Raw genomic sequence first — 24,918 nt, 5'->3', positions numbered from 1 at the left:
AATAACAGCAAAGTATGCTCGTATATTTTGTGTCTAACTAAGGATTAGTTTCGGAATAATAATGGAGGCGAAAAATGGAAGTCAAAAACAAACACAATACCTATAATACATTATTTCACTGGCATAGCTTTAGGTTAAAGCTTGTGTTTGAAGGAATAGGTGTAGGTATTATTACTGGTTTATTAATCGTAATGTATCGATATGCACTTGAAAAGGCAGGAATTCTATTAAGTAATATTTATAAAATAATATCTATAAAACCCATACTTATTCTACCTTGGATTGTAGCATTAATAATTATAGGATATATTGTAGGGCTGATGATTAAACATGAGCCTATGATTAGTGGAAGTGGAATTCCCCAAGTTGAAGGAGTTCTGCTCAGAAAACTTGATATGACTTGGTGGAGAGTTATACTGGGAAAATTTTTTGGAGGAATTCTTTCAATAGGTTCAGGTCTTTCACTAGGTAGAGAAGGCCCATCAGTTCAATTGGGTGCAGCAGTTGGACAAGGATTTAGTAGAGTATTTAAAAGAGTTAAAATTGAAGAAAAATACCTTATTACAAGTGGTGCAAGTGCAGGACTTGCTGCTGCCTTTAACGCGCCTTTAGCTGGAGTAATGTTTGCATTAGAGGAAGTTCACAAAAACTTTTCACCATTAGTTTTACTTTCAGCATTATCTGCAGCATTATCAGCTGATTTTATAGCTAGTGGTTTCTTTGGATTAAAACCAGTTTTTACTCTTGGAAATCTAACTACATTACCACTTAATTTATACTTTTATATAATTTTGTTAGGGGGTATTTTAGGTATCCTAGGAGTAGTTTTTAATAAAAGTCTTTTAAAAACTCAAAATCTATATGTAGCTCAAAAATGGCTACCAAAAGAAATGAGAATAATAATGCCTTTGTTAATTTCAGTTGTTATTGGAATTTTATTACCACAAGTTTTAGGTGGAGGACATGAACTTATAACTTCATTAATTACAAACAATTTCTCATTGACAATTTTAGTGATTATAGTTATTGTAAAATTTCTATTCACTATGGCAAGCTTTGGATCTGGGGCACCAGGGGGAATATTTCTTCCACTACTTGCCATTGGGGCTTTAATAGGAAATATTTATGGAGTAGCACTTGTGAATTTCGTACATTTTGACAGTATGTATATTAATAACTTTATAATACTTGCAATGGCAGGATATTTTGCAGCTGTAGTTAGATCACCAATAACTGGAACAATTCTAATTACTGAAATGACAGGTACATTTAGTCATTTGCTTTCCTTAGCGATTGTATCTATAGTTGCATATATAGTAGCAGATGTCTTAGGATCAAAACCTATTTATGAAGCATTACTTGAAAAGATTTTACATAATCAAGGAGAAAAAATATCTATTGGCAATAAGAAAAATAAGTCTATATTAGAGTTTGCAGTTTGTATGGGGTCGGATTTAGATGGAAAGCAAATTAAAGAAGTTAAATGGCCATCCCGTTGCTTATTAGTAGCTGTTAAGCGAGGAGAAAATGAAATAATTCCAAAAGGAGACACTGTTATTTTTCCAGGTGATTATTTGATTGTACTCACTAATGAGGATAGGGTATCAAGAATAAATGATGCATTAACAATAATGACAGGAAGCTGTGAGATATTAATATAAATATTGATTTTGTACAATTCTTTCGAAAATTAATTTTATCAGGAATACTTATTGGTTTAAGAAATAGACCTTTAGCCTCGCTCCCTTATTAAAGGGAGCTTTTATATTTTTCAGTATAAATAAATTAATACAATTGATTTATTGCATATGAAGGTTTAAGGTTCATTTTTATTACCTTCAAATTTTTTATTTTTTATTTCTTGAAAGATATTATTTTCTTCACTTTTATTATTCTGAGGTTTTAAATTAGATTCAATTATATTTTTCATTTGTGATATTTCAGTTATTAGAGTTTTAAAGTCTTCCTTTGTTAAGGGTTTCTTATTGTCCTTTAATTCATATCCTAATTGACCGCTAACTTCTAGTGTTGCATATTTGACGTCAGCTATTGAAGAGATTCCAGCTTGCCTCAAACGTGTCTCAAGCCTATCAATAGTTAATCTTAATTTTCTCATATTTTTAATATTAGGTTCACCATTTTCAATGACAATAACTGCTTTACCCGAAAATAAGGTTTCTAAAAAATCTACTTTAACCTCTAAATGCTCCATGATCACCATTAGGATTGATAATAAAAGAGCTGCTAGAAAAGTAATTAACAATCCATTTCCAGTTATGGGCTGAACTAGAAGCGAACCTAAGCCTATCATAACTACAGTCTGTGATATGGTCATTTGAGAAATAGATTTTCTTCCACCTAATCTCAAAATAAATGTCCCAACAAAAAAAATAAGTATTGATTGCCAAATCCAGTTAAGTTGCATTTTTTTAGCTCCTTTAAAAAATATACTTGATTTTATATAATTTATTATTAGCATTAGTGAGAAAAATATTTATTCCATTAAAAAGCTTTTTGTTGTAAATATTCTAGCTTAAAAAGGCAATGATATTATTAAGTTATATTACAACTGTAAATATAAAAATAATTTTATTAAGAAGTTTTAAGGTGAATATGTAATTAAAGGGAGTGTTTTGCATGCAACAAATTAATTGTGATATAAATAACTGTTCACATAATAAAAGTGGTATTTGTCATTCTAGCAGAACTAATATTGGAGGTGCAAATGTATCAAGTAAAAGTGGAACTTGGTGTGATTCATTTTCAGATAAAACTTTACATAATGGACTAACTAATAATGCAATTGTTGATAACCAATGTGATTATCTTACTTGTGAAGTCAAAAACTGTATTAATAACGCTAATACACTTTGTAATCTACAATACATAAATATTTCCGGGACAAAATCTACAATTTATGCTCAAACTAAATGTTCTAGTTTTTATTTAAAATGATATAAATGTTAATAGACAATGAAAATAACTTGCAGGTATACTCTGTAGGTTATTTCCATTATGGTAGTTATATATTAGGAGTACTAAGGTGATGAAAAGACACTAACTAAGTGCCTATTCAAAAAAATTTAAGATTCCGTTACCTAGTATAATAATTGTATAGTCATTTTTGAGAGGTATTAAATTATGCTTTTTTGCTTGAGGTATCAATCGTATGAGTTGAATTAGATTTTGCTTAGAATCATAAATAATCAGTAAAGCACGTTCGTTAAAAGAGTTATTTTAAACAACATAGTCAGTATCGGGAGATAAATTTAAAGCATTCATTGTATATATACCTTGGCTGACATCTTTGGATATCTCTGCATAAGATATTGTGTTATTAGCAAAGAATAAACATAAAAAAAATAAGAATGCAAAAATGAACCTTTTCATAAATATTCTCACCTGCCTTTAGATTTATGTAATATTTTAAGATATAATAACTTCCCCTTTACCAATGACAGTCACTAAATAGCTAGTAAATGGAGGTTGAAAAGAAAAATCTTCTGATAAAGGTTCTAATTGAATAGAATAATAAACTATTTCATTAGTATCTGAGATAAGTATAACAACACGCTCATTGGGTGAAATATTTTTTATATTATAAACTTTATTTGGAGATAAATTTAACTGTTTGTTTGTATAGATACCTTGGGAAAGAGGTTTTGAGTCAGCTAAGGAAGAAACAACAAAAATATTAAATGAAAAAAACAAAAAAAGAAAAAATGCAATATTAAATCTTTTCATCATATATAATCACCTCCATATTGCTTTAGGGTAAGTAATTAAAGAAACTATAATTATTATGATTAGTCTTAGATAATATTATTAAAAAGTAACTTAATTTGATAAAAGATTTTATACGAAATTCTAAAATATTGTTCAAGATGTAGATTTGATTTAGTAATTAATAAAAATGAAATTTTTAAAAAATTAAATAATATGTTATTTATAAATATGCTATAATTTATTTATAATGGTAAATAAATTATAAATTGGAATATTTATATAAAGTCAAGAGGAATGTTAGATAGATAATCGTGAAATTCAGATAATAATGCAGTATTCGTACGGAGATACACCTGATAATATAGAATTCACAGAAATTTTAGGTCAATATTCATTTACTACATCTATAAATACTGTATATACAGATGGTATTATGAAATTAACAGAAATAGCTCAAAATGGAGTTCAGGGGGAGTTTCCTTATATTTATGGCTATTACAATCAAGGTATTTCGAATTTAACAGGAACCTGGTCATCAGTGTCTAACCCTGATATATATCCTAAAATGTTTTGTATTTCTGGAGGATTTAGATTTGAATTTTATAAAAAAAATGGGAAAATAGGATTTAGTGGTACATGGGGATGTGGTAATAATGAATATGGAGGTTATAATGGTGTCGATTATTGGGATGGTACTAAACTATAGGATATCATTGAATAATGCAATATTTACAGAATATAATTAACTTATGATGGTAAATAATGATAAAAATATAATGATTTAAGTAGGGGGACATAAAAATGAATAAAAACATAAAAAAAACAATAGCAATTGCTTTAGCATTAAATTTTGGATCTACACTAATGCCAAGCATTTTAAATTTAGGAACAACAGCTGTTTATGCAGCTAGTTCTTCAGGATATATTACTGATATAAAACTAGAAACCAATAAAGATAAAAGCGTAAATGTATATACTAAAAGCAGTTATAACAGTAAGTATAAGTTAAGTAAATTAGATGATGATGATAAAGTTCCGACAAAATTATATGCTGAGGTTGAAAGCAATGTAAAGAAAATCAAAGTTACTGATATTGATTTAGGAACTGGTTGTGATAGCATTAAAATTTATAAAGGAAGTACAGAAATAGATTTAGATGAAGAAGTTAAGATTTCAAGCAGTGTAACACTTAAAATTCAAGCATATAGTGGATCAACACTTAAAGAATCATATTCTCTTAAAGTTCAAAAGGAAGATGATGACAAAGATGAAGATGATATTTATTTAAAGGATTTATCATTGACATATGATAATGATGATATTAATTTTAATTTTGCTAAAGGGACATCATCATATAATATAAATGTTAATAATAAAGTAAGCTATGTAAAAGTATGTGCAGAGCCAGATGACGATGATTACACTGTTAAGATTAATGGTACAAGTGTAGATGATGATGATGATTGGACAAAGAAAGTATCATTATCAGCAGGTAAAAATACTATCACAGTTAAAATCACAGATGATGATGATAATGAAAGACAATATGAGCTAAATATTACTAAATCATCAACTGGTACAAGCTCAACAACAACAACAACAGCTCCAAGTAATCTTACTACATCATTAAGTGAGGGATGGCAACAAATAAGTGGAAATTGGTATTTTATAGCACCAGATGGAACTAAGCAAACAGCATGGCAAAAAATAGATGGAAGATGGTACTATATGAATGAAATCGGAATTATGCAAACTGGGTGGTTAAAGAGTTCGTCTAGTGGAAAATGGTATTATCTAAATCCAATATCTAATGGATATAAAGGTGCTATGGTTACAAATACTATAATTGATGGATATAAAATAGGTTCTGATGGTGCAAGAATAAACTAAGGCACATGAAAATAAATAACAATAAAAAATATCACATTATTCAGAAATGAAATTGTGATATTTTTTACTGCATAATACTAAAATATTATACTTTATTATTGCCTTTATCATTATTGTTTTTATTCTTATTTTTGTCTGTGTTACTCTTTTCATTCTTGTTCTTGTTGTATTGAGAAGTACCCATTAGTATCACCTCCTTACTTCATTTTTATTATTAACGGAAAAAGTTTGCGTTATTCATCTATTTAAATAAATATTAGAAAGTAAACGTCTATTATAAATGCTTACCAGTATTAGATGACATTTTCTAAAAAAGCAAGTAACGAGTAGTTCCTTATTGAATATAAGGAACTACTTGATGGTGAAGATTGTATTAATTCTCTAAAATTGAAGAATGAGATATTTAAAGAAACATGATATAATTAATTTGTTATAGAAAATTATTATGTAGAAATATGGAGGAATTATTGATGGAAGTAAATGATAGAGTTGAATTTTTAGAAAATGAGAACAAAGGTAAGAAAGGTACTATAATTAAGTTAATGGGAGATCATAGTGCAGTTGTTGTAGTAGATGGTGAAGAAGATGATGTTCCAACTTTAGCAAGAGTAACGAATTTAAAAGTAATTTAGTTACAAATGCTGAAATAATAAAAAAATAACAAATTCAAATATCGCATTATTCAGAAATGAATTTGCGGTATTTTTTTGATGTGCAATAGGAAAAAAGGATCCATGTATAATAAAAAATAAAATTACCATATTCGTATTTAAAACAAGAAGAATTTTTTCTTATACTAAGTGGAAATAGTATATTTAGGATGAATGGAGAAGAGACATTAGTTAAAAATTAAATAATACAGTATTTACAATGAATATAAGAACACTTTAAAAAATTAAAACATATTATGAATTTGAAATATTATAGAAGGAAGAAACAATATGAATAATACTCATAGATTGCATCCATGTCCTTATTGTGATAATAACCCAGAAGGTATTTATAATGATTATAGAACTTATCCGTGTCCTTATGCTTATGACCATTATGTTCCAATTAATGATAAAATGGAGAATAGTTCGAGATTAATGGACGATGGTCCAATTGTATTGGAAGACTATGGTCCAGAACCTTTCGTAGTTAATATTAATGAAGTCACCAAGGAAAACAATAATTACCGAACCGGTTTATGGACAGGAGACAATCTTCAAGTTACATTGATGAGCATCGAGGTTGGTGATGACATAGGTTTGGAAGTTCATCCTGAAATTGATCAGTTCATACGTGTTGAAGAGGGACAAGGAATTGTTAAAATGGGAACAAGCAAAGACAGCCTAGATTTTCAAGAAAACGTATATGATGACTTTGCAATCATGATACCTGCTGGCACTTGGCACAATATTATTAATACAGGCGATGAACCACTTAAAGTATACGCTATCTATGCACCACCACAACATCCACATGGTGTAGTTAATGTAACTAAGCCTGCTGAATAAGTTGTTGAAAAGAACCATGGATAATTAGGAATAAACAAATATTAGATTACCCAATATAGTTAGAATACAAGTACAATTGATGCATGTATAATATGTACAATAAAAAAATAAATAATTAAATACCGTATTATTCAGTAAAATGAATTTGCGGTATTCTCAATTCAAAAAGCTTTAGAAGATATTCATTTAGTGTATCAAATAAAAATAGCGATCTTCTGGAATAAGGAAGTGAGATATTCAGTAAATATGTTATAATTTACTAAAAGACAAATAGTAATTTGAAAGGAGTAAGATAATGGATTTTACAGAAATTATGAAACAAAATAAAGGATATTATTCAAAGCACACAGATATGTCGTCAGAATTACAACAAAAGGCGAAAGAATTATGTTGGAAATATAATCAGACTTCACCATCAGAAGGAGAAAAGAGAAGTAGCATTTTAAAAAAATTACTTGGAACTTATAATCCGCTAACATTTATTGAACCTTCATTTCATTGTGATTATGGTTTCAATATACATACACATGGACTTACTGTGATCAACTATAATTGTGTGATACTAGATACATCGCCAGTCTATATTGGTGCAAATGCATTTATAGCTCCTGGAGTTTGTTTGGCGTGCTCAGGACATGCTGTGCTTCCAATACAAAGGGCAGAAGGAATTGGAACTTCGAAACCTATTACAATAGAAGATGATGTATGGATTGGTGCTAATGTTACTGTATGTGGTGGAGTTACTATAGGAAAAGGCAGCATTATTGGTGCTGGAAGTGTGGTAAATAAAGATATTCCAGCAGGGGTAATTGCGGTAGGTAATCCTTGTAAAGTATTACGAGAGATTACAGAAGAAGACGTAATTAACTTGTCAGCTGAGTAAGACAGATTCCAATTTATTAATGAAATTGGGATATCAATAAAGGAAGACATTAATGCACTTTAAGAAATATAAAATCTATGAAAATATGAAGATTCTATAATTGTTAATCTAGCATATATGGCTATGTTTTAACACTATATTAAAACATAGCCTTATTTTAAAAAGCTAGGAAATTAAATATCCTAACTGTTCAACTCTTCTATTTTGACTTCAAAATTTTTATACGCTTTTACTATAGATCCAGTATCATCTATTTCACCATATGTTAATACATTTATACATAAAACCGATACTATTCCTTGTGTTTTATCTTTCTCATTTATTAAAGTATAATGGCTATAGCGAGAATCTTTAATTTTATCTTTATAAAAATTACTTAAAGATTCATCTGTTATTTTATATGGATTATATGTTACTGTTCCTCTTTTATTTATTTCGTCTCCAGAACCATTCATGATTTTTTCTTCTTTTATTTCTTTTATATTTATTCCTGCATATTTAGTTCTATCAATATACCCATTTACAATTCCTTTTGAAAAGCTGCTGTACCCAACTAAAGAAAATAACATCAATCCGAATACTAAACCACTAATTATTTTTTTCATTTGTTATTTCATTCCTTCCTAAACCTTATAACATAATTGTATATTGTTTCATGTTTTTGTCAAATACTCCGATAAATAAATTTATGAAGTATATCTTAAGACAAAATATACATCGCATTTTGGAATTGCTATTACTCATTCTTTTAGCACGATAGGATTCAGGTATAGGTTATAAAGATGCTTGAAGTATTTTGGACGACTATTTAAAGGCAATACTTGGTATATTAGATAAGGCAGGATATAATGTACAAGTAGAGCAAAAAGATTTATTGTATCAAATTTAATCACAAATGAATACAATAATATGAATTTCTATATAGGTGATTATATGAAAAGAAATAGAAAAATAACAGTAGAAGTTGAAGGAACTATAACTGATGAAATGAGAAGAGAATATCATCATATTTTAGCTGATTCTATAGTAGCTCAATATGGAGTAGAAGTAGCAAAACAAGTTTTAGAAGAGTTGAAGAAAGAAACATAGTTATGAGAAATGGATATTTAGATGATGAGTAATATGTTTAACAGGAATGGAGCTAAGAGAATTAAAAAATAAGCCCCTAATCAAAGGGGCTAACAATGAAAAAATGGAAAATGAATAGGGTGAAGCTAAAGTAGAAGTCTAATTTATTATATGCAAATTTTAAAAAAACATTCACAACAGAAAGTGATAATTTGGCAGAAAAAATATTATTAGCTTAAATTTAAAGAAAATTTTTTTGATAAAGATAAGATTCAAGGGTTAGAGGAATAAAATAATGGAAAAGATAAAAGTTATATAGGATTAATTTCTGAATTAAAAGAGGCATTTTAAGAAGTAAATATAATAATGTTAATTATATATGTTATAATAATAATTGTTATTTAAATTAACATTAAGTAACAGAAGATATATAATAACTTTGGAGGGGAACAATTAATAAATGATTATTCTAATAAATATTATTATTGTATTTTTACTTGTATTTATGAATGGCTTCTTTGTTGCTACAGAATTTGCAATGGTAAAAGTACGAAAATCTAGGATAGAAACATTAGCACTTGAAGGAGATAGAAATGCAAAAAATACTTTAAAGGTTGTTAAAGATTTGAATTCATATTTATCTGCATGTCAGCTAGGAATAACTTTAGCATCTTTAGGTTTAGGATGGGTAGGAGAACCTGCTGTTGCAGAAATGCTAATGCCACTACTTAATCTATTTAATCTGTCAGAAAGCATGATACACTCAATTTCATTTGTTTTTGGATTTGCTATTATAACTGGTTTCCATATTGTACTTGGAGAGTTAGCACCTAAATCATTAGCAATTATAAGTGCAGAAAAGATAGCAATGTATACAGCGCTACCACTCATAATGTTTTATAACGTAACTTATCCAATAATGTGGTCTTTTAATCATAGTACTAATTTAATTTTAAAGATATTTGGAATTTCACAAGTTGATGAACATGAAGCAGCTCATACTGATGAGGAAATAAAGCTTTTGGTTCAAGATAGTTATAAGCATGGTTTAATAGATAAAACTGAATTAACTTTTGTAGATAATATATTTGATTTCTCGGAGACAACCGTAAAAGAAATAATGATGCCTCGTACTGATATGGCGTGTATTTTTATTGAAGATTCTTTTGAGGAGACTATAGCATTTGCTTTAGAGAAACAGTTGACTAGGTATCCAGTATGTAGGGATAGTAAAGACAATGTTATTGGTTTTATACATATTAAGGATTTATATAAGCAGAGAATTGAGGGTAATAATCAAAATATTGAAGGCATTATTCGTGAGATTAAATTTGTTCCAGAATCAATGTCAATAAGTGAATTATTAAAGGTATTTAAGAAAGAAAAATCACAAATGGCGATAATTATTGATGAATATGGTGGAACATCAGGACTCGTAACAATTGAGGATATTTTGGAAGAAATAGTTGGTGACCTTCAAGATGAATTTGATGAAGAAGGAGAAGAAATTAAGAAAACAGAAGATGGTAATTACATTGTAAATGGAAAAGTTATCATTGAAGATATTAATGAGCTTCTAGATATTGAAATTGATTCTGAAAATGTTGATACTATTGGCGGGTGGATTTATTCACAGTTAGATTCATATCCACAAGTTAATGAGAAAATTAATTATGAAGATTATGAATTTACCATATTAAAATGTGACAGAAAAAGAATAAGCAAAGTATCTATTAAAAAAATATTAGAGAAATAGTTTAGATTTGAGCAGGAGCAATCCTGTTCTTTTATTTTGTTTATTCTAAATGCTTTGGGATTAACTGTATAATAAATTTGGGTAGTATAAATTTTGAATGGAAATGCGAAATAAGGAAATTATTAATACCAACTTGGATATTTTCAAGCAATTGTATATGAGTAATGAGGAGGTGTCAAAAATGATTTGCAAATCATTTTTGACACCTCCTCATTAATTTATTTTCTTAGGAGCAATCACAGTCACAATCAGTGAGCTTACCTTCTATAGTGAAGTTTACCACATAGTTATTAGAATATGGTCCTTTTAGTGTAAGAATCCTTTTACAATCTTCGAACACATTCGCACAGCTTTCATTGTCTAAAATAGCTTGCCCATTAATACTAAAATTTATTGTTAATTTTTCATTCTTTTTTAACCCATTTGGATTAATCCTAATACACATTTCACAATTAGAACAAGATACATTAGGGATATTTCCTTGCGCTGCAGTAAAAAATGATGGAAAAAAAACTGTAATGCTTTTGTGGTCAGGAGTGATGAATGATTGATTGCCGCTACATCCATCTCCGAAGAAACTAATACTCTCAAAAAGAACTGGAGATGTTTCACTTATCACACCTTGAATTGAATCAACAGTAATAAGTGAATTTAATCCTTCACTAGCACAGGCTTGAATTATAGGGGTAATATCTAAAACAAAAACAGTGTTAGAAATGGTGTAAATAGTTTTCTTAATAACAGTAGGATTCTTTTGGTTATCTTTTGTCATAAGGAGTTCTTTAAAGTTTGTTTTATCAGTTTTAAACGGGTTTTCCAAATTTTCCACCCCCTCATTACATATTATGATTAAAGTAGAATAAGGTGAAGTGAAATTATTAAGCAACATAAGAAAACTAATAAAATAGTACCAATTACTGCTCATGAATTAAAAATATAAAAAGATAGAAGTTCGTCCTTAAAAATTAGGACAAGCTTCCATCTTTTTAATTAAATACTAAGCCACTTCATATTTAGTGACTTGTCTTTGAGTTAACTGAGCACTAGATTTCTTAACTAGATCGCCAGAATTAGTTTTAAAGATATTTTTAGCTATTATGATATCCATAAGAGCATTTGCTTGCTCTTTTGTAACAGTAGGTTTAACACCACTGATACTTAAAGAACTCTTTAAACCAAACTCAGTTAAAAAAGTCATAGATAAAGAATATTCCATTTAATTCTCACCCTTTAATCAATTTACAATTAAGAGTTAACAATGAACAATTAAGGCGGAGATTACTTCATCTGTCCCACTTTGAACCTCCATACTAAGAGAAGTTGTACTAATAATTTTTGTTACAGCCATAATTTTTACCTCCTTTATTTTGTTTTCATAGAGGATATATGTATTGGAATGAATTATTACATATATACTTCAAAATTTTTTACGTTTGAAGTTGTAAAAGAAATTAAATAGATGAAAAGTAAGGAATTATGAGAAGAATTTTAAAAACATATCAGTATAAGAATTTAAGAACGGTAGAATAAAATTATATATTAAAACTATGATTAAACATCTATAAATAAGGCAAGCATTAGAATAAAAGATTATAGGAGGACTGCAAGAAATGGGTATAACAAATAATTTATATAACTTAGCTTTAACTTTATTAGATGGATGTATTATTACTACATTGGTAAGTGTATTTTACATTATAGGAATAATGAAATACACAAAAAAGGAGAGAATCTTTATTAAAGAACTGGAGAAAATAGAGATTAATAATATAAATAAAAAAGAAAATATTTAAATAATTTAAAATGTAGTGGCATAAATAATTGCTGTTACATTTATTTTTTTAATATAAGTTTAGAATATTGCATAAATGGACAATGTTTTTTATAAAATATCCCATAACTATCTATTGATCAATGATAATAGCAATTTCTCCATTACCGATTACTGCAACAAGGTCCTCATCTTTAATAGTACCTAAGTTTATAACTTCATTTACGGTATCAAATTTTTTATAAAAGACTTGATTGCCACTAGGATCAATTATTATTAAACTTGTAACTGTGTTTGGTGTTATAAGCATAGCATTAGCCTTAACTTCATTGATATCTGTAATATCATATACCCCTTGCTTATAAGTATTTGACACAAAGATTGCTTTTGATGGCTCTGTAAAAGCAATTGTGGATATTAAAAAAACTGTTAGAAATATTTTTAACTTCATTGTGTACACCTCACTTTATTATATTTTGTTTGGTTTTAATAAAAATATACACTTGAAGTCATATAAGATACTAGAATTGTTGGAAAATAGTAGCGATAACTATACACAGTCCCTTTTGCATAATTAATATTAAATAACACATTTAGGAAGTATAAGGAACAATATAAAAATAGTGGTATAATATTATTGTATTATTAAAAAAAAGAAAGGAATTAATATATGTGTAAAGAAAATAGTAATTTAATAGACAACAAAGTATAAGATAATGTTATATTGGATTAACAACAGGGTTGAAGAAGAAAATATTGAGAGGTATGCAGAAAAAATACTAAATGTTTAAAGAAATACAATGATATTTGAAAAATACGTTATGAAAAAGGAAGGAGAAATTTAAAATGAAATTTTTTACTAATTCAAGTGTTAAGAAAAAGCTTATATCAGTATTTTCAATAGTATGCATTTTTATGGTTTTAATATCAAACGAAGGTGTACAAAGTTCTAAAAAAATAAAAAATAGTGCAAATGAAATGTATAGTAATAATTTAATATCTATTACTAATTTGAAACAAATAAGAGGGGATATGAATTATGATACTGCTAATACACTTAGAATTATTTTCGAAAGAGATAAGTCTAAATTAGATGAACAAATAAAAGTTATGGAAGATTTAAGGGATAATAATGCTAAATCTATAAAAGCATATACTGATATAAAAAATACTTCATTAAGCAAAGAAGAAATAAATGTTTTTGAGGACTTTAAAAAAGATTTAACCAGGTACAACGAAGCAAAAGAAAAAACAATTAATCTTGTAAAAGTTAATGATTATGATCAAGCAGTTAAAATTTATAATTCAGAAGTAAATACATTAATAGATCCAATGTTTGAAAAATTAGAAAAATGTATTGATATAAATGAAAAAGAAGCAGCACAAGCCAATTTAGATAACACAGCTGAATATAATAGTGCTAAATACAAAATGTTAATTCTTTCATCTATAGAATTTGGTATTATAATTTTTATGGCATACATATTAATTAAAAGTATAATTTATCCATTAAAAAAGATAAGAGAGTTATCACAAAGACTATCAAACTATGATTTTTCAACTCCAATTATTATTACAAGAAAAGATGAATTTGGACAAACAGGCAATGCGTTAAATACTGCACAAGAAAATGTAAGTAGCTTAGTAAAAACTATTATGGAAAATTCACAGGACATAAGTGCATCATCTGAAGAACTTTCAGCAACAGTTCAAGAATTAGCTTCAAAAGCTATGACTATAGATCAAGCTGTAGATACTATTGCGGCAGGTATGCAAGAATCAAGTGCAGCTACAGAAGAAATAAGTGCATCTATTGAAGAAGTAGATTCAAGCATTAATGTGCTTTCTTCTAAAGCTATGGACGGAAGTAATAATGCAAATCAATTTAAAGAAAGAGCTACAGAAGTTAAACAAAATAGCCAAAAAGCTATAAATGAAACTGGAAAAATATATGCTGAAAAACAAAATAATATGACAAAGGCTATTGAAGATGGAAAAGTAGTAGCTAATATAAAAGTTATGGCAGATACTATAGGAAGTATAGCAGAACAAACTAATTTACTTGCATTAAATGCAGCAATAGAGGCAGCAAGAGCAGGAGAGCATGGAAAAGGCTTTGCAGTAGTAGCAGAAGAAGTTAGAAAGCTTGCAGAAGAGTCTTCAGAAGCAGTAATAAATATTCAAGATACTATTTCTAAAGTTCAAGTAGCATTTAAAAGCAGTATTGATACAGGTAGTGATATATTAGAATTTATAAATACAAATGTCCAAGAACAGTTTAATGCTTATGAAGCAACAGGTAATAAGTATTATAATGATTCAGACTTTGTAAGTAATATGTCAGAAGAAATTGCTTCTATGTCTGAAGAAATAACAGCTACAGTTGGACAAGTAAGTGAAGCTGTTCAAAATATGGCATTATCTTCGCAAAAATCAAGTGAAGAAGCAGAAATAATAAAAGAAAGCATGGATGAAACTACAAAAGCAATAGAACAAGTGTCACAAACTGCACAAAGCCAAGCAGAACTTGCTCAAAAGCTTAATGAAATGGTTCAAAAATTTAAAATATAAGATTAATTATTATTCTTAAACATATAAATAACCTCCATGTGAGTAGTTTTTCTTCAAAACTATTTAATCACATGGAGGTTTATTTTTTTCCCTGAAATTATACCAATTTTAATAATAGCATTGGTGCTAGATGTTAAAGAGAAGAAATTAGATAATGTTTTGTATTTAACCGCGATTTAAAAAGAATAATTAAAGATATTGTCATTATAACCACATTTTTTAAATAAATTAAGAAAAAATGAAATACGATTAGTGAAAAAAATTATATAAAACAGTTAACACATGATGATAAATAAGGTAAAATTAGGTGAAATATTGTTATATAGTGATAAGAAACAGGGGGCCCAATATGAAATACGTATTGAAAAGGCTTGGTGAAAAGCCATTTTTACATAGCGAAAATAATATCGTTACTAAAGTTAATAATGATTTTATAAATCTTACTGGCTATTCTAATAACGAATTAATAGGAAAATCACTTACTGAAATAAGTTGTCTATTGAAAATTGATTCTCAAATATATCTTGAAAATATTGTAGATAAATATAGTTGTTTTATTTTTACTAAGGAATATGAACCGATAGAGGTTACTATATCTTTTAAGCTTTTAAAATGTAATAATGAAAAAGTTTACTTTATCGAAGAGAAACCAAACACTAATATTAAAAGAAATTTTCCGTATGTTCAACGTATTTACTCATCTAATCAAATTGGAGTTGCTATTTACAGTTTACCAGACTTAACTGTACTAAAAATGAATGATAAATTCCTGGAATTTTTTGACGCTCCATATAATAAAAAGGCAAATGTTATTGGCAAAAAAAAGATAGAAATGGTACCTGAATACAAAGGAAGTAATATTGAAAAGACTTTATTAATTAATATAAAATCTGGTGAACCAATTTTTAGAAAAGAATGTAAACATGAACATTTTGAAAGGGAGACTACATATTGGGATGTATCGTTTGTTCCAATATTTATAGATGGAAAAGGAAAATATTTAGTTGAAACTACCACAAATGTGACAGAACAAGTTTTAAATAAAAAACTTGTTAAAAAACAAAAAGAAGAATTGGAAGTTATTGTTGAAAACATATCTGATCAAGTAATATTTATTAATAAAAATGGCGACTATACTAAGATGAACACAATGGCTAAAAGTAACCCTATATACGATTCAGAAGCATTAAGAAATAATCAAACTGCTTTTGAACAAGCAGAATACTTTGATATGAATGGAGATTTAATTTTATATGAGAATACTCCTGTACAAAGGGTAATAAGAGGGGAAAAGATTTCTGAATTTATATTAGTTGCGAAGAATAAAAAGTCTATTACTTATACAGAGGTAACAGGTACTCCAATATATGATAAAGTAGGTGATTTTATTGGAGGAGTAATGATTTATCATGATATAACTGAAAGAATAAAAAATGAAGGAAATTTATTATTAAAAACCCAATATGATTTGCTAAATAGAACAATAGAAAATCTTGATCTTGGTTATAAAATAATTTCATATCCTGATTTTAAAATTAAATATATGAACAACAAGGCTTGTGATGATTTTAAGAAACTTAATCATAATAGAAAATCATTATTTTCTATTATAGGAAAAAATACTTTAGAGGTCTTTAATTATAGTATGGATGAAAAGGCTAAAGTAATAACCAATATCAAAGGTTTAATAGAGAAAGGTGATCGTCAATATGTATTAAATAGACAATATGTTGTAGACGGAGAAGAAAAGTTTTCTAAAGTTATATTTCAACCTTTGTTTGATATAAATAAGCAGATTACTGAAATAGTTGTTATTGCAATAGATATGACTGAAGAAGTAAAAGCAAAAAATAAAATGGAAAAAACTCTTAAAGTACAAGATGAAATATTTTCAAATATATCACATGAGCTTAAAACTCCTTTAAATGTAATTTTCAGCACAAATCAATTAATGGAATTTTATTTAAAAAATGATTCACTCGAAACTAATAACAAACAACTTTCCAAAGGTATTAATATCATTAAACAAAATTGCTACAGGTTCACAAAGTTAGTAAACAATATAATAGATATATCAAAAATAGAATCTGGATTTTTAAAATTAAATTTATCCAATGAAAATATAGTTAAGATTACGGAAGATATTGTCCAATCAGTATCAGGATATATTAATGTAAAAGGATTAAATATTATTTTTGATACAGATACAGAGGAAAAGATTATAGCCTGTGACCCTGATAAGATTGAAAGGATCATTCTAAATCTTATTTCTAACGCAATTAAATTTACAAATGCAAGTGGCTGTATATATGTAAACTTACTTGATAAAGGTGAGACCGTTGAAATATCAGTAAAGGATACTGGTATAGGAATGGACAAGAAGCATTTGGAGAATATTTTCAAAAGATATCATCAAGTAGACAAGTCTCTTTCGCGGAATGCTGAGGGAAGTGGTATTGGATTATCCTTAGTAAAATCAATAGTTGAGCTTCATGGTGGAAAAATAAGTGCAGAAAGCAAACCATATGAAGGCAGTATATTTAAAATAGAACTTCCTACAAGGACTATAGAAAACAAAAAGATTGTTGAGGAAAATAAGTCTATCAACAGTAAAATTGAAATGATAAATGTTGAATTTTCTGATATATATTCAATAGCATGATTAGATTTAATTGTAGATAAAGTAATTAATCTAAAGATTTCACCACGTTGAAGTCTTAGCTTTAAATAGTCTTTTATTTTAATTCACGAAATGATTATTTTGTTTAATTGATAATATTAAAATCATAAAATATTATGTTTATTAATATATTATATTGAGGTGAGCATTATGATCTATAAATCAGGAACATTGGGAACATATGAAGCTTATGACTATGTAAAAGCTATGATTGGAAAAATGGGAAATATTAAAGAATTCAAAGCATTTCGTAATGATACTGATCCATATTTTGAAATTGAAGATGAGTATAAACAATATTATCATCTAATATTAATAGATGATAAAGAAAATGAGTTTTGGATTGATGCCAATTGTGGATATTCAGGAACAGGACCAAGTTTTACAGAAAAAATTTTGCAATTAATTGGCGCAAGAGAAAATTATGACATTGACAAAAAGGAAATAATACATGAAAAAGATTTAGAGTTGAATAACAATCTAAATGTATTAGTAGCACGTAGGAATTTTCATAAATCTAAGGAAGAATATAAAACTTTATTTATGTTAGAAGCTAGATTTAATAATGCTGCATTGCGTTTCAAAACGGTTAAAGCTTTAGAAACATTAGGAAATATAGATTCTCATAATGTAAACGATCAAAGATTTAATAAATATTTTAATGATTACAATTATATAGATAGTAGTTGTGGACAGTATAAAGTTAATAATATACTATTCATCAATAAACATTTAAAAAATATATCCATAAATGATTTTAGAGCAATATTAAATACAATGTTTGTAAGCATATGTGGAGATTTTGCAGAAATAAATTTCAGAGTTATTAATGAACAGATTATAGAATAATAACTTACGTATAATAAAGTGAAACTGATGCTAGCTATCGGATAAATATTTAAAGGCAATAAACATTAAATTTGATCTTAACTCCAAAAGTTAGACAAATTTTACTGTTTATTGCCTTTCCTCACGCCACCATGTGAGAATCATCACTAGAGCTATCTGCATCTATAACAACTCCAAGCTTTGTTGATATTATGGTATTTAATTTGTTAATCGAACCTGATAGACTATTAATTTGTTTCTCTAAGCGAATAAGCAAATATGCCGCAACAGCTACAGCAAAACCGTTATTTACTATAAGGTTAATTAATTCATTTACTTCCATAAATTTATCACCTCCTGTTAAGGATATATGGACTCAAGATAATTATTTCATAGTTATAAATTAATAATTATTTAGAATGGAGTATTACTCTGATTTAGGTGTTTTTTTTCTTAGCCATAAATATATCTCCTTTACTAGTATTCTTAATGGGGATATATGATTAAAAAGTATATATTCTAATATGGTACAGAATAAATATGTACATAAGAAAAAGTGCGTTAGCACAACCAAGAACTTATTAACCATAAATATTCTGAAGAATATTAGAATATATATTCTAAACCATATTACCATATATATTCTTCAGAATATGCACAGTTAAAAATCAAAAGCATTTATTCAACTTACCAAAAGTGTGGGTTTAGAGGGCGTTGAATTAAAAATTCTACTTTAAATAAGAGGCTTGGATGTTCTTTATTAGAAGAGAAAATTATTAAAGATTTTTAGGGGTGTAGCTTTAATGTATTTGTGGAAGTTCAAGTATCCAAATGTAAAATGCTCACAGAGAAAGTTCTGCTGACCAAATATGAAATTTGGAGCATCACTTTTGGACCTTAACTTTTAGAAGAGGGTGCAAAAAAATAATTAATGTAATAGAAAAGAATGAACAAATAGCTTGATATCCTAAGGTTAAAGAAAAATTAAATTTATTAAATGAGATATTAGAGGATGATATTGAACATCTTCAAATTTCATCCGATGCGGATGCTAAAATCGGACATAAAACTGCTGATTCATCATTCTTTGGATATAAAACACATATAGCAATGACTGAAGAAAGAATTATTACAGCAGCAACTATTACAACTGGTGAAAAAAATGATGGTAAAGAGCTAGAAACATTAGTCAATAAGACTAAAGAAACAGGATTTGAAATTGATACAATTATTGGAGATTCTGCATATTCTGAAAAAGGCAATATAACGCTCGCAAATGAGAATGAAATAAAACTTGTAGCAAAATTAAATCCTTCTGTAACGCAAGGATTCCGAAAAAAAGAAGATGAATTTGAATTTAATAAGGATGCTGGAATGTATGTATGCAAGTCAGGCCATATGGCCGTTCGTAAAGCACGTCAAGGAAAGAAGAATATAAGCACAAACCAAACATATACTTATTATCTTGATGTAGAAAAATGTAAACTTTGTTCTCATAAAGATGGTTGCTATAAAGAGGGATCAAAAAGTAAAACTTATTCTGTAACAATAAAAAGTGATATACATAAAGATCAAATGAACTTTGAAAAAAGTGAATATTTTAAAGACAAATCTAAGGAACCTTATAAAATTGAAGCAAAAAATAGTGAGTTAAAACATAGACATGGGTATGATGTTGCATCATCTTCAGGTCTGGTTGGCATGCAAATGCAAGGGGCAGTAGCTATATTTACTGTAAATTTAAAAAGAATAATGAAACTAATAGAGCAAAAATAGACTCCAAATTCACTTAAATATTCTAAAAATAGCACCAATAAAATTAAAATAAATTTTATTGGTGCTATTTTGATATGATTTTAAAAGTAGGCACTGAAAAACAATAGTTTTTCAGTGGTCTTGCAAAACCCAAAGATTCTTTTTTACCATTTTGGTTATATAGATGCTGGTGGATTTTATACATTGGAACATTTAAAGTAACAAACAGGAGTAGATTTTAAAGCTTATAAAATGGATATGGGTACTTTAAAAGAATAGTATCATTATTCTAAAAATATTACAGATAATGATTGTCATAAACTAATAAAATTGTAGGACAGTCAATTTAATGAAGCAATTAGTTTTATGCTTGAAAATAATTGTAAGTTAGAACGGTAAGCTATAAATGTATAGGGTGGTGATAGTCAACTATTGCGAACTGAGTGAACTTACTAGAGTACATAAAAACTAGGTGGAATTAAATGTTTCATATATATATGTAAAGAATACTTGTGAAAATAAAGGAAATTAAATATTTTTGTAGAATATATGTAATATAATGTATTTAAATATATAATTTGAAAGAAGATGATAATTTTTGAATTATGCACATGTAGATGAAAATGGTAAATATCAAACAGTAACTGATCATTTAGAAAATGTAGCTAAATTATCGAGGGATTTTGCGAAAGATTTTGAGGCTGAAAATACTGCATATGTTTGTGGAATACTACATGATATTGGCAAATGCAGCAAGGAATTTCAAGATAGACTATTAAATAATGGACCTAAAGTTGATCATTCTACAGCAGGAGCTATAGAAGCTGGAAAGTTATATGGAGAGTCATTTAAGAGATTATTAGGATATATAATTTGTGGTCATCATTCTGGATTAATGAATTATGGTTCAGAAGAAAGTGGATTAAAATTACGTTTTAATAAGGAAATTCCAGAGTATGAAGTTGAAGTGAAGAATATAAACGTTGATCTTAAGCAATTAAGTATGGAATTACCTAAAAAAATAAAAGAGCATAAGGGTTTTACTTTGGGATTTTATATAAGAATGTTATATTCCTGTTTAGTAGATGCAGATTTTTTAGATACTGAAGAATTTATGAATATAGAAGCGAGTAATAAAAGAAAAGGCAATGAAGAATTTTCTAAATTAAATGAGTTATTTGAATCATACATGGAAGGAAAAAATAAGAATTCTAGCAAGAGTAAAATAAATTCATATAGGCAGGAAATATATGAAGATTGTATAAAGTCAGGAAGTCAAGGCATTAATTTATTTTCTTTAACAGTTCCAACTGGTGGAGGGAAAACTTTATCTTCAATGGCATTTGCACTAAAGCATCTTAAACATAACAATTTAAAAAAGATAATATGTGTAATTCCTTATACTAGCATTATTGAACAAAATGCTAAACAATATAAAGATATTTTTGGAGCCGAAAATGTACTTGAGCATCACAGTAATTTTGATTTTAGTGAAGTTGAAAATGATATTGATTCTGCTTTTAGTAGTAGTTCTAAAAATTTAAAATATACATTAGAAAAATTGAAATATGCTTCAGAAAATTGGGATGTTCCTATTATAGTGACTACGAATGTTCAATTTTTTGAATCTTTATTTGCAAATAAAAGCTCAAGATGTAGAAAAATCCATAACATGTCCAATAGTATTGTAATAATAGATGAAGCTCAGATGATGCCTACTAAGTTTCTAAAACCAACCCTTAATGCATTAACTGAGCTAGTTGATAATTATAATACAAGTGTAGTGTTAACAACTGCTACAAAGCCAGAATTTCCAGAGGATATATTAAAGGAAAAACCAAAGGAAATAATAGCAGAGCCTGAAAAGTTATATGATGCACTTAAAAGAGTCAAAGTTAATTATTTAGGTAAGATAAGCGATGAGAACTTAGTAGAAAAGATTGATAATTTAGAAAGAGTTTTGGTAGTAGTTAATACTAGAAAACATGCTGAAAAGTTATATGAAAAAGCAGATAAGAATAACTTATTTCATTTAAGTGCAAATATGTGTCCAGCACATAGAAGTGAACTCTTGAAGGAAATAAAGAGAAAATTAAAGAACGATGAATCTTGCAAAATAATATCAACTCAATTAATTGAATGTGGAGTTGACATAAGTTTACCAGTGGTATACAGGTCACTTTCAGGAATAGATTCTATTGCACAAGCAGCTGGCAGATGCAATAGAGAAGGGGAAGCTGATTCAGGACAGGTTTATGTTTTTGAGTCTACAGAAGATTATGGAAAAGCAATTATGTATCAAAGCAGAACTGCTGATTGTGGGAGACAGATATTAGAAAAATTTGAAGATCCATTATCGCTAGAAGCTATTTCAAGCTATTTTAAGTTATTATATGATACGGAAAAAGATAGATTAGATACACAAAATATTATGGATAATTTTGAAGAAAGAGCTAATGAATTAGCATTTTCATTTGAAAAGACGGCTAAAGATTATAAACTTATAGATGAAACGGAGAGCTTAATAATTCCTTATAATGATGACGTAAGTAGTCTAATTGAAAGCTTAAAATACACAGAACATCCAAATAGCATTGCACGTAAACTGCAAAAATATACAATTAGTATTCATAAAAATAAATTAAATGAATTAACTTCTGAAGGTGCAATAATAAATATTAATAATCAATTTATGGTGTTAGCGTACAAAGAAGGGTTTTATGATGAAAATCTAGGTTTATGTTTAAAAAATCAGGAAATGTTAATGATTTAGATATATGAGATTAGACAAACTAGGATGCTAAATAGTTATTAAAAAATATGACTTAAGGTAATAGTTTAGTTGATTGCAAAATAGAAAAATAAAATCTGTGGATAATTTTTTAAAATTAAGATCATATCCACATAAAAAAGAGCATAACAATAAAACCTTTAATAAAAGGTTTAAAAAATCATAAAAATATATTTTGATTTGTGGATATGTTATTAAGCTGCAATTGCAATAAGTTTTCTAATGCTCCTAATATATTCGGGGTTATTTAGAGAATGAGACAATATAACGTTTATTAGTTTTGATATAGCTGTTAAATAAAGGTCAGAGCGCATAGTGGTTGTATTTACTGTATTGGGTGACTGTATGCAAGGATTAAACTTAAAACAAGATATTTCTCTTTCAATAATAGTACGTATTTTGTAAGTTTTAGCCCATTCATCGGAATTCCTTTGTATACCTGGATAAAGTCTGAAATCTTTATCCGGATAGACGTAAGTCATTCGACCACTTTTATTATCAGTACATGGAGTTTCACATGTAAGATAGCATTTGCCTTTCTTATCCCTATAAGATTTAGGACAGGTGAATTTATAGCGTACGCTTCGGTTTTTACCACCACAACTACCTTCTGATTTAAATTGTTCTTTGGTTAGCGGACATAATGGAATTCCCGATGTATTAAATTCTAAATCATTAATTTTAGTATTTTTTTGATTACGAGAGTTTAAGGGAATAAATACTTTTTGAAAATTAAGTTGTTTTAAAAGTCCGAAATTTTCATAACTATCAAATTCTGAATCACCTAAAAAAGTTTTAAATTGAAAATTAGTTTTTGATTTTAGATTATTTATAAATGGCTTAACAACTGATTTTAATGAAGCATTATCATAAGCATATTTTTGTTCTTCAGGAGTTTCAAATTCTTGTTTTACAGAAGAATAAAAGTTTTCATCAAAGAAGTTTATTCCAAGTGGAATTCCTAATCCGTTAGTTAAAATACCAAATTTATAAAAATATCCAAAATGACCATTAACAAAATCTAATTTTATACTAGGATTAGCTTCTGAAAATTTAGGCATGTTTTTATATGCCGCAGCGTATGCATTGTAATCTTTCTTCTTAATGGCTTTCGCGTACGATTTTTGCTTATTAATTTCAGAAACAAGGGTCTTAGGATTGTTTTCTTTAACTTTTGGCTTTAAGCCAGAAGTATCATATATAAGCATAGAATTACGGTCTTTATAGGGTGAATTATCCGGCAATGAAAGATTAAATTCGTTACAAATATCAATTACATTAGGAACTAAAGAATTAAATAAATCTGCTATATCTTTTTCAAAATCGGTTTTAAATCTACTAAAGTATGATTCAGCAGGAACAGAATCATAGAATCCGCAGAATTCTCTTATTTCAGTAGAAAATATAAGAAAAAGATGTAATAAAACATTAGTAGGAATATGAAATATTTGCATTAGTATTAGTGCAGATAATATTGAAGATAATTTATAATCTCTATCCCGGCCTAATGTAGAGTAATAGTGATTTGAGAAGGATTCTGGAATAAAACTTTCCAGGTCGAAATTATCAGAAAGTAAGTTTAAAAAACCTACTGGTTGTTTAGTTGAAAGATAGTTTAATTCGGAAACTTGATCAAACAAATTTAATTGCTTAATTTTATTAAGTGAAAACATGTTATTTTACCTCCATTTGTTTTTTAT

General features: G+C 27.7%; 20 protein-coding genes and 2 pseudogenes. 13 read left to right on the top strand and 9 right to left on the bottom strand.

Translation table 11 applies throughout. The features are described 5' to 3' along the window. Window positions 1–74: 74 nt before the first annotated feature. Window positions 75–1,661, top strand: a complete 1,587-nt coding sequence (locus DIC82_14495; protein ID AWK52141.1) for a H(+)/Cl(-) exchange transporter ClcA — start codon at window positions 75–77, stop codon at window positions 1,659–1,661. 155 nt (window positions 1,662–1,816) lie between these two features. On the opposite strand, the gene DIC82_14490 is transcribed toward DIC82_14495, so the two are convergent. After that, complete coding sequence (locus tag DIC82_14490) at window positions 1,817–2,425, bottom strand: DUF421 domain-containing protein (GenBank protein AWK52140.1); 609 nt, start codon at window positions 2,423–2,425, stop codon at window positions 1,817–1,819. A gap of 212 nt (window positions 2,426–2,637) precedes the next feature. Between DIC82_14490 and DIC82_14485 the strand changes: the two genes are divergently transcribed. Then, entirely contained in the window at window positions 2,638–2,955 is a 318-nt protein-coding gene (locus tag DIC82_14485) for a hypothetical protein (protein ID AWK52139.1), read from the top strand. Between the two features lie 114 nt (window positions 2,956–3,069). Here the strand turns inward: DIC82_14485 and DIC82_14480 are convergent. Next, window positions 3,070–3,390, bottom strand: a pseudogene (locus tag DIC82_14480) (hypothetical protein). 36 nt (window positions 3,391–3,426) lie between these two features. Continuing rightward, entirely contained in the window at window positions 3,427–3,744 is a 318-nt protein-coding gene (locus tag DIC82_14475; GenBank protein AWK53097.1) for a hypothetical protein, read from the bottom strand. Between the two features lie 310 nt (window positions 3,745–4,054). Here DIC82_14475 and DIC82_14470 point away from each other — a divergent pair, with 310 nt between their 5' ends. From DIC82_14470 to DIC82_14455, 4 genes are all read left to right on the top strand, one after another. Then, window positions 4,055–4,432, top strand: a complete 378-nt coding sequence (locus tag DIC82_14470; GenBank protein AWK52138.1) for a hypothetical protein — start codon at window positions 4,055–4,057, stop codon at window positions 4,430–4,432. Window positions 4,433–4,527: 95 nt separating this feature from the next. After that, a complete protein-coding gene (locus DIC82_14465; GenBank protein AWK52137.1) occupies window positions 4,528–5,616 on the top strand; it encodes a hypothetical protein in 1,089 nt (362 codons plus the stop codon). Window positions 5,617–6,557: 941 nt separating this feature from the next. Further along, entirely contained in the window at window positions 6,558–7,115 is a 558-nt protein-coding gene (locus tag DIC82_14460; GenBank protein ID AWK52136.1) for a cupin domain-containing protein, read from the top strand. 295 nt (window positions 7,116–7,410) lie between these two features. Next, a complete protein-coding gene (locus DIC82_14455; protein AWK52135.1) occupies window positions 7,411–7,998 on the top strand; it encodes a sugar O-acetyltransferase in 588 nt (195 codons plus the stop codon). Window positions 7,999–8,180: 182 nt separating this feature from the next. Here DIC82_14455 and DIC82_14450 read toward each other — a convergent pair whose 3' ends face one another. Then, window positions 8,181–8,603, bottom strand: coding sequence for a hypothetical protein (locus DIC82_14450; protein AWK52134.1), 423 nt, complete (start codon window positions 8,601–8,603; stop codon window positions 8,181–8,183). A 923-nt stretch (window positions 8,604–9,526) separates the two neighbouring features. Between DIC82_14450 and DIC82_14445 the strand changes: the two genes are divergently transcribed. Further along, complete coding sequence (locus DIC82_14445) at window positions 9,527–10,822, top strand: hypothetical protein (GenBank protein ID AWK52133.1); 1,296 nt, start codon at window positions 9,527–9,529, stop codon at window positions 10,820–10,822. Between the two features lie 226 nt (window positions 10,823–11,048). Here the strand turns inward: DIC82_14445 and DIC82_14440 are convergent, their stop codons facing one another. After that, the gene (locus DIC82_14440) at window positions 11,049–11,642 is read right to left on the bottom strand and encodes a hypothetical protein (GenBank protein ID AWK52132.1); all 594 of its coding nucleotides are present in this window, start codon (window positions 11,640–11,642) and stop codon (window positions 11,049–11,051) included. A gap of 177 nt (window positions 11,643–11,819) precedes the next feature. Next, window positions 11,820–12,038, bottom strand: coding sequence for a DUF2922 domain-containing protein (locus DIC82_14435; GenBank protein ID AWK52131.1), 219 nt, complete (start codon window positions 12,036–12,038; stop codon window positions 11,820–11,822). A gap of 394 nt (window positions 12,039–12,432) precedes the next feature. Between DIC82_14435 and DIC82_14430 the strand changes: the two genes are divergently transcribed. Continuing rightward, on the top strand, window positions 12,433–12,615 hold the full coding sequence (locus DIC82_14430) for a hypothetical protein (GenBank protein ID AWK52130.1): 183 nt from the start codon (window positions 12,433–12,435) through the stop codon (window positions 12,613–12,615). Window positions 12,616–12,726: 111 nt separating this feature from the next. Here the strand turns inward: DIC82_14430 and DIC82_14425 are convergent, their stop codons facing one another. After that, complete coding sequence (locus DIC82_14425) at window positions 12,727–13,044, bottom strand: hypothetical protein (GenBank protein ID AWK52129.1); 318 nt, start codon at window positions 13,042–13,044, stop codon at window positions 12,727–12,729. 395 nt (window positions 13,045–13,439) lie between these two features. Between DIC82_14425 and DIC82_14420 the strand changes: the two genes are divergently transcribed. From DIC82_14420 to DIC82_14410, 3 genes are all read left to right on the top strand, one after another. Beyond that, a complete protein-coding gene (locus DIC82_14420; GenBank protein ID AWK52128.1) occupies window positions 13,440–15,164 on the top strand; it encodes a methyl-accepting chemotaxis protein in 1,725 nt (574 codons plus the stop codon). A 349-nt stretch (window positions 15,165–15,513) separates the two neighbouring features. Continuing rightward, on the top strand, window positions 15,514–17,826 hold the full coding sequence (locus DIC82_14415) for a histidine kinase (GenBank protein ID AWK52127.1): 2,313 nt from the start codon (window positions 15,514–15,516) through the stop codon (window positions 17,824–17,826). A 168-nt stretch (window positions 17,827–17,994) separates the two neighbouring features. Continuing rightward, entirely contained in the window at window positions 17,995–18,693 is a 699-nt protein-coding gene (locus tag DIC82_14410; GenBank protein AWK52126.1) for a hypothetical protein, read from the top strand. A gap of 121 nt (window positions 18,694–18,814) precedes the next feature. On the opposite strand, the gene DIC82_14405 is transcribed toward DIC82_14410, so the two are convergent. Beyond that, entirely contained in the window at window positions 18,815–19,015 is a 201-nt protein-coding gene (locus tag DIC82_14405; protein ID AWK52125.1) for a hypothetical protein, read from the bottom strand. 572 nt (window positions 19,016–19,587) lie between these two features. Between DIC82_14405 and DIC82_14400 the strand changes: the two are divergent. Both DIC82_14400 and DIC82_14395 read left to right on the top strand, forming a co-directional pair. Then, window positions 19,588–20,448, top strand: a pseudogene (locus DIC82_14400) (IS5/IS1182 family transposase). Window positions 20,449–21,025: 577 nt separating this feature from the next. Next, on the top strand, window positions 21,026–23,200 hold the full coding sequence (locus tag DIC82_14395) for a CRISPR-associated helicase/endonuclease Cas3 (GenBank protein ID AWK52124.1): 2,175 nt from the start codon (window positions 21,026–21,028) through the stop codon (window positions 23,198–23,200). Between the two features lie 212 nt (window positions 23,201–23,412). On the opposite strand, the gene DIC82_14390 is transcribed toward DIC82_14395, so the two are convergent. Next, window positions 23,413–24,891, bottom strand: coding sequence for an ISNCY family transposase (locus DIC82_14390; GenBank protein AWK52123.1), 1,479 nt, complete (start codon window positions 24,889–24,891; stop codon window positions 23,413–23,415). Window positions 24,892–24,918: the final 27 nt, after the last annotated feature.

Source organism: Clostridium beijerinckii (genome assembly GCA_003129525.1).
In the GTDB taxonomy this organism is placed as follows: Bacteria; Bacillota; Clostridia; order Clostridiales; family Clostridiaceae; genus Clostridium; species Clostridium beijerinckii_D.
The sequence above is the reverse complement of the archived record's forward strand: the minus strand, read 5'-3'. Positions and strand labels throughout refer to the sequence as shown.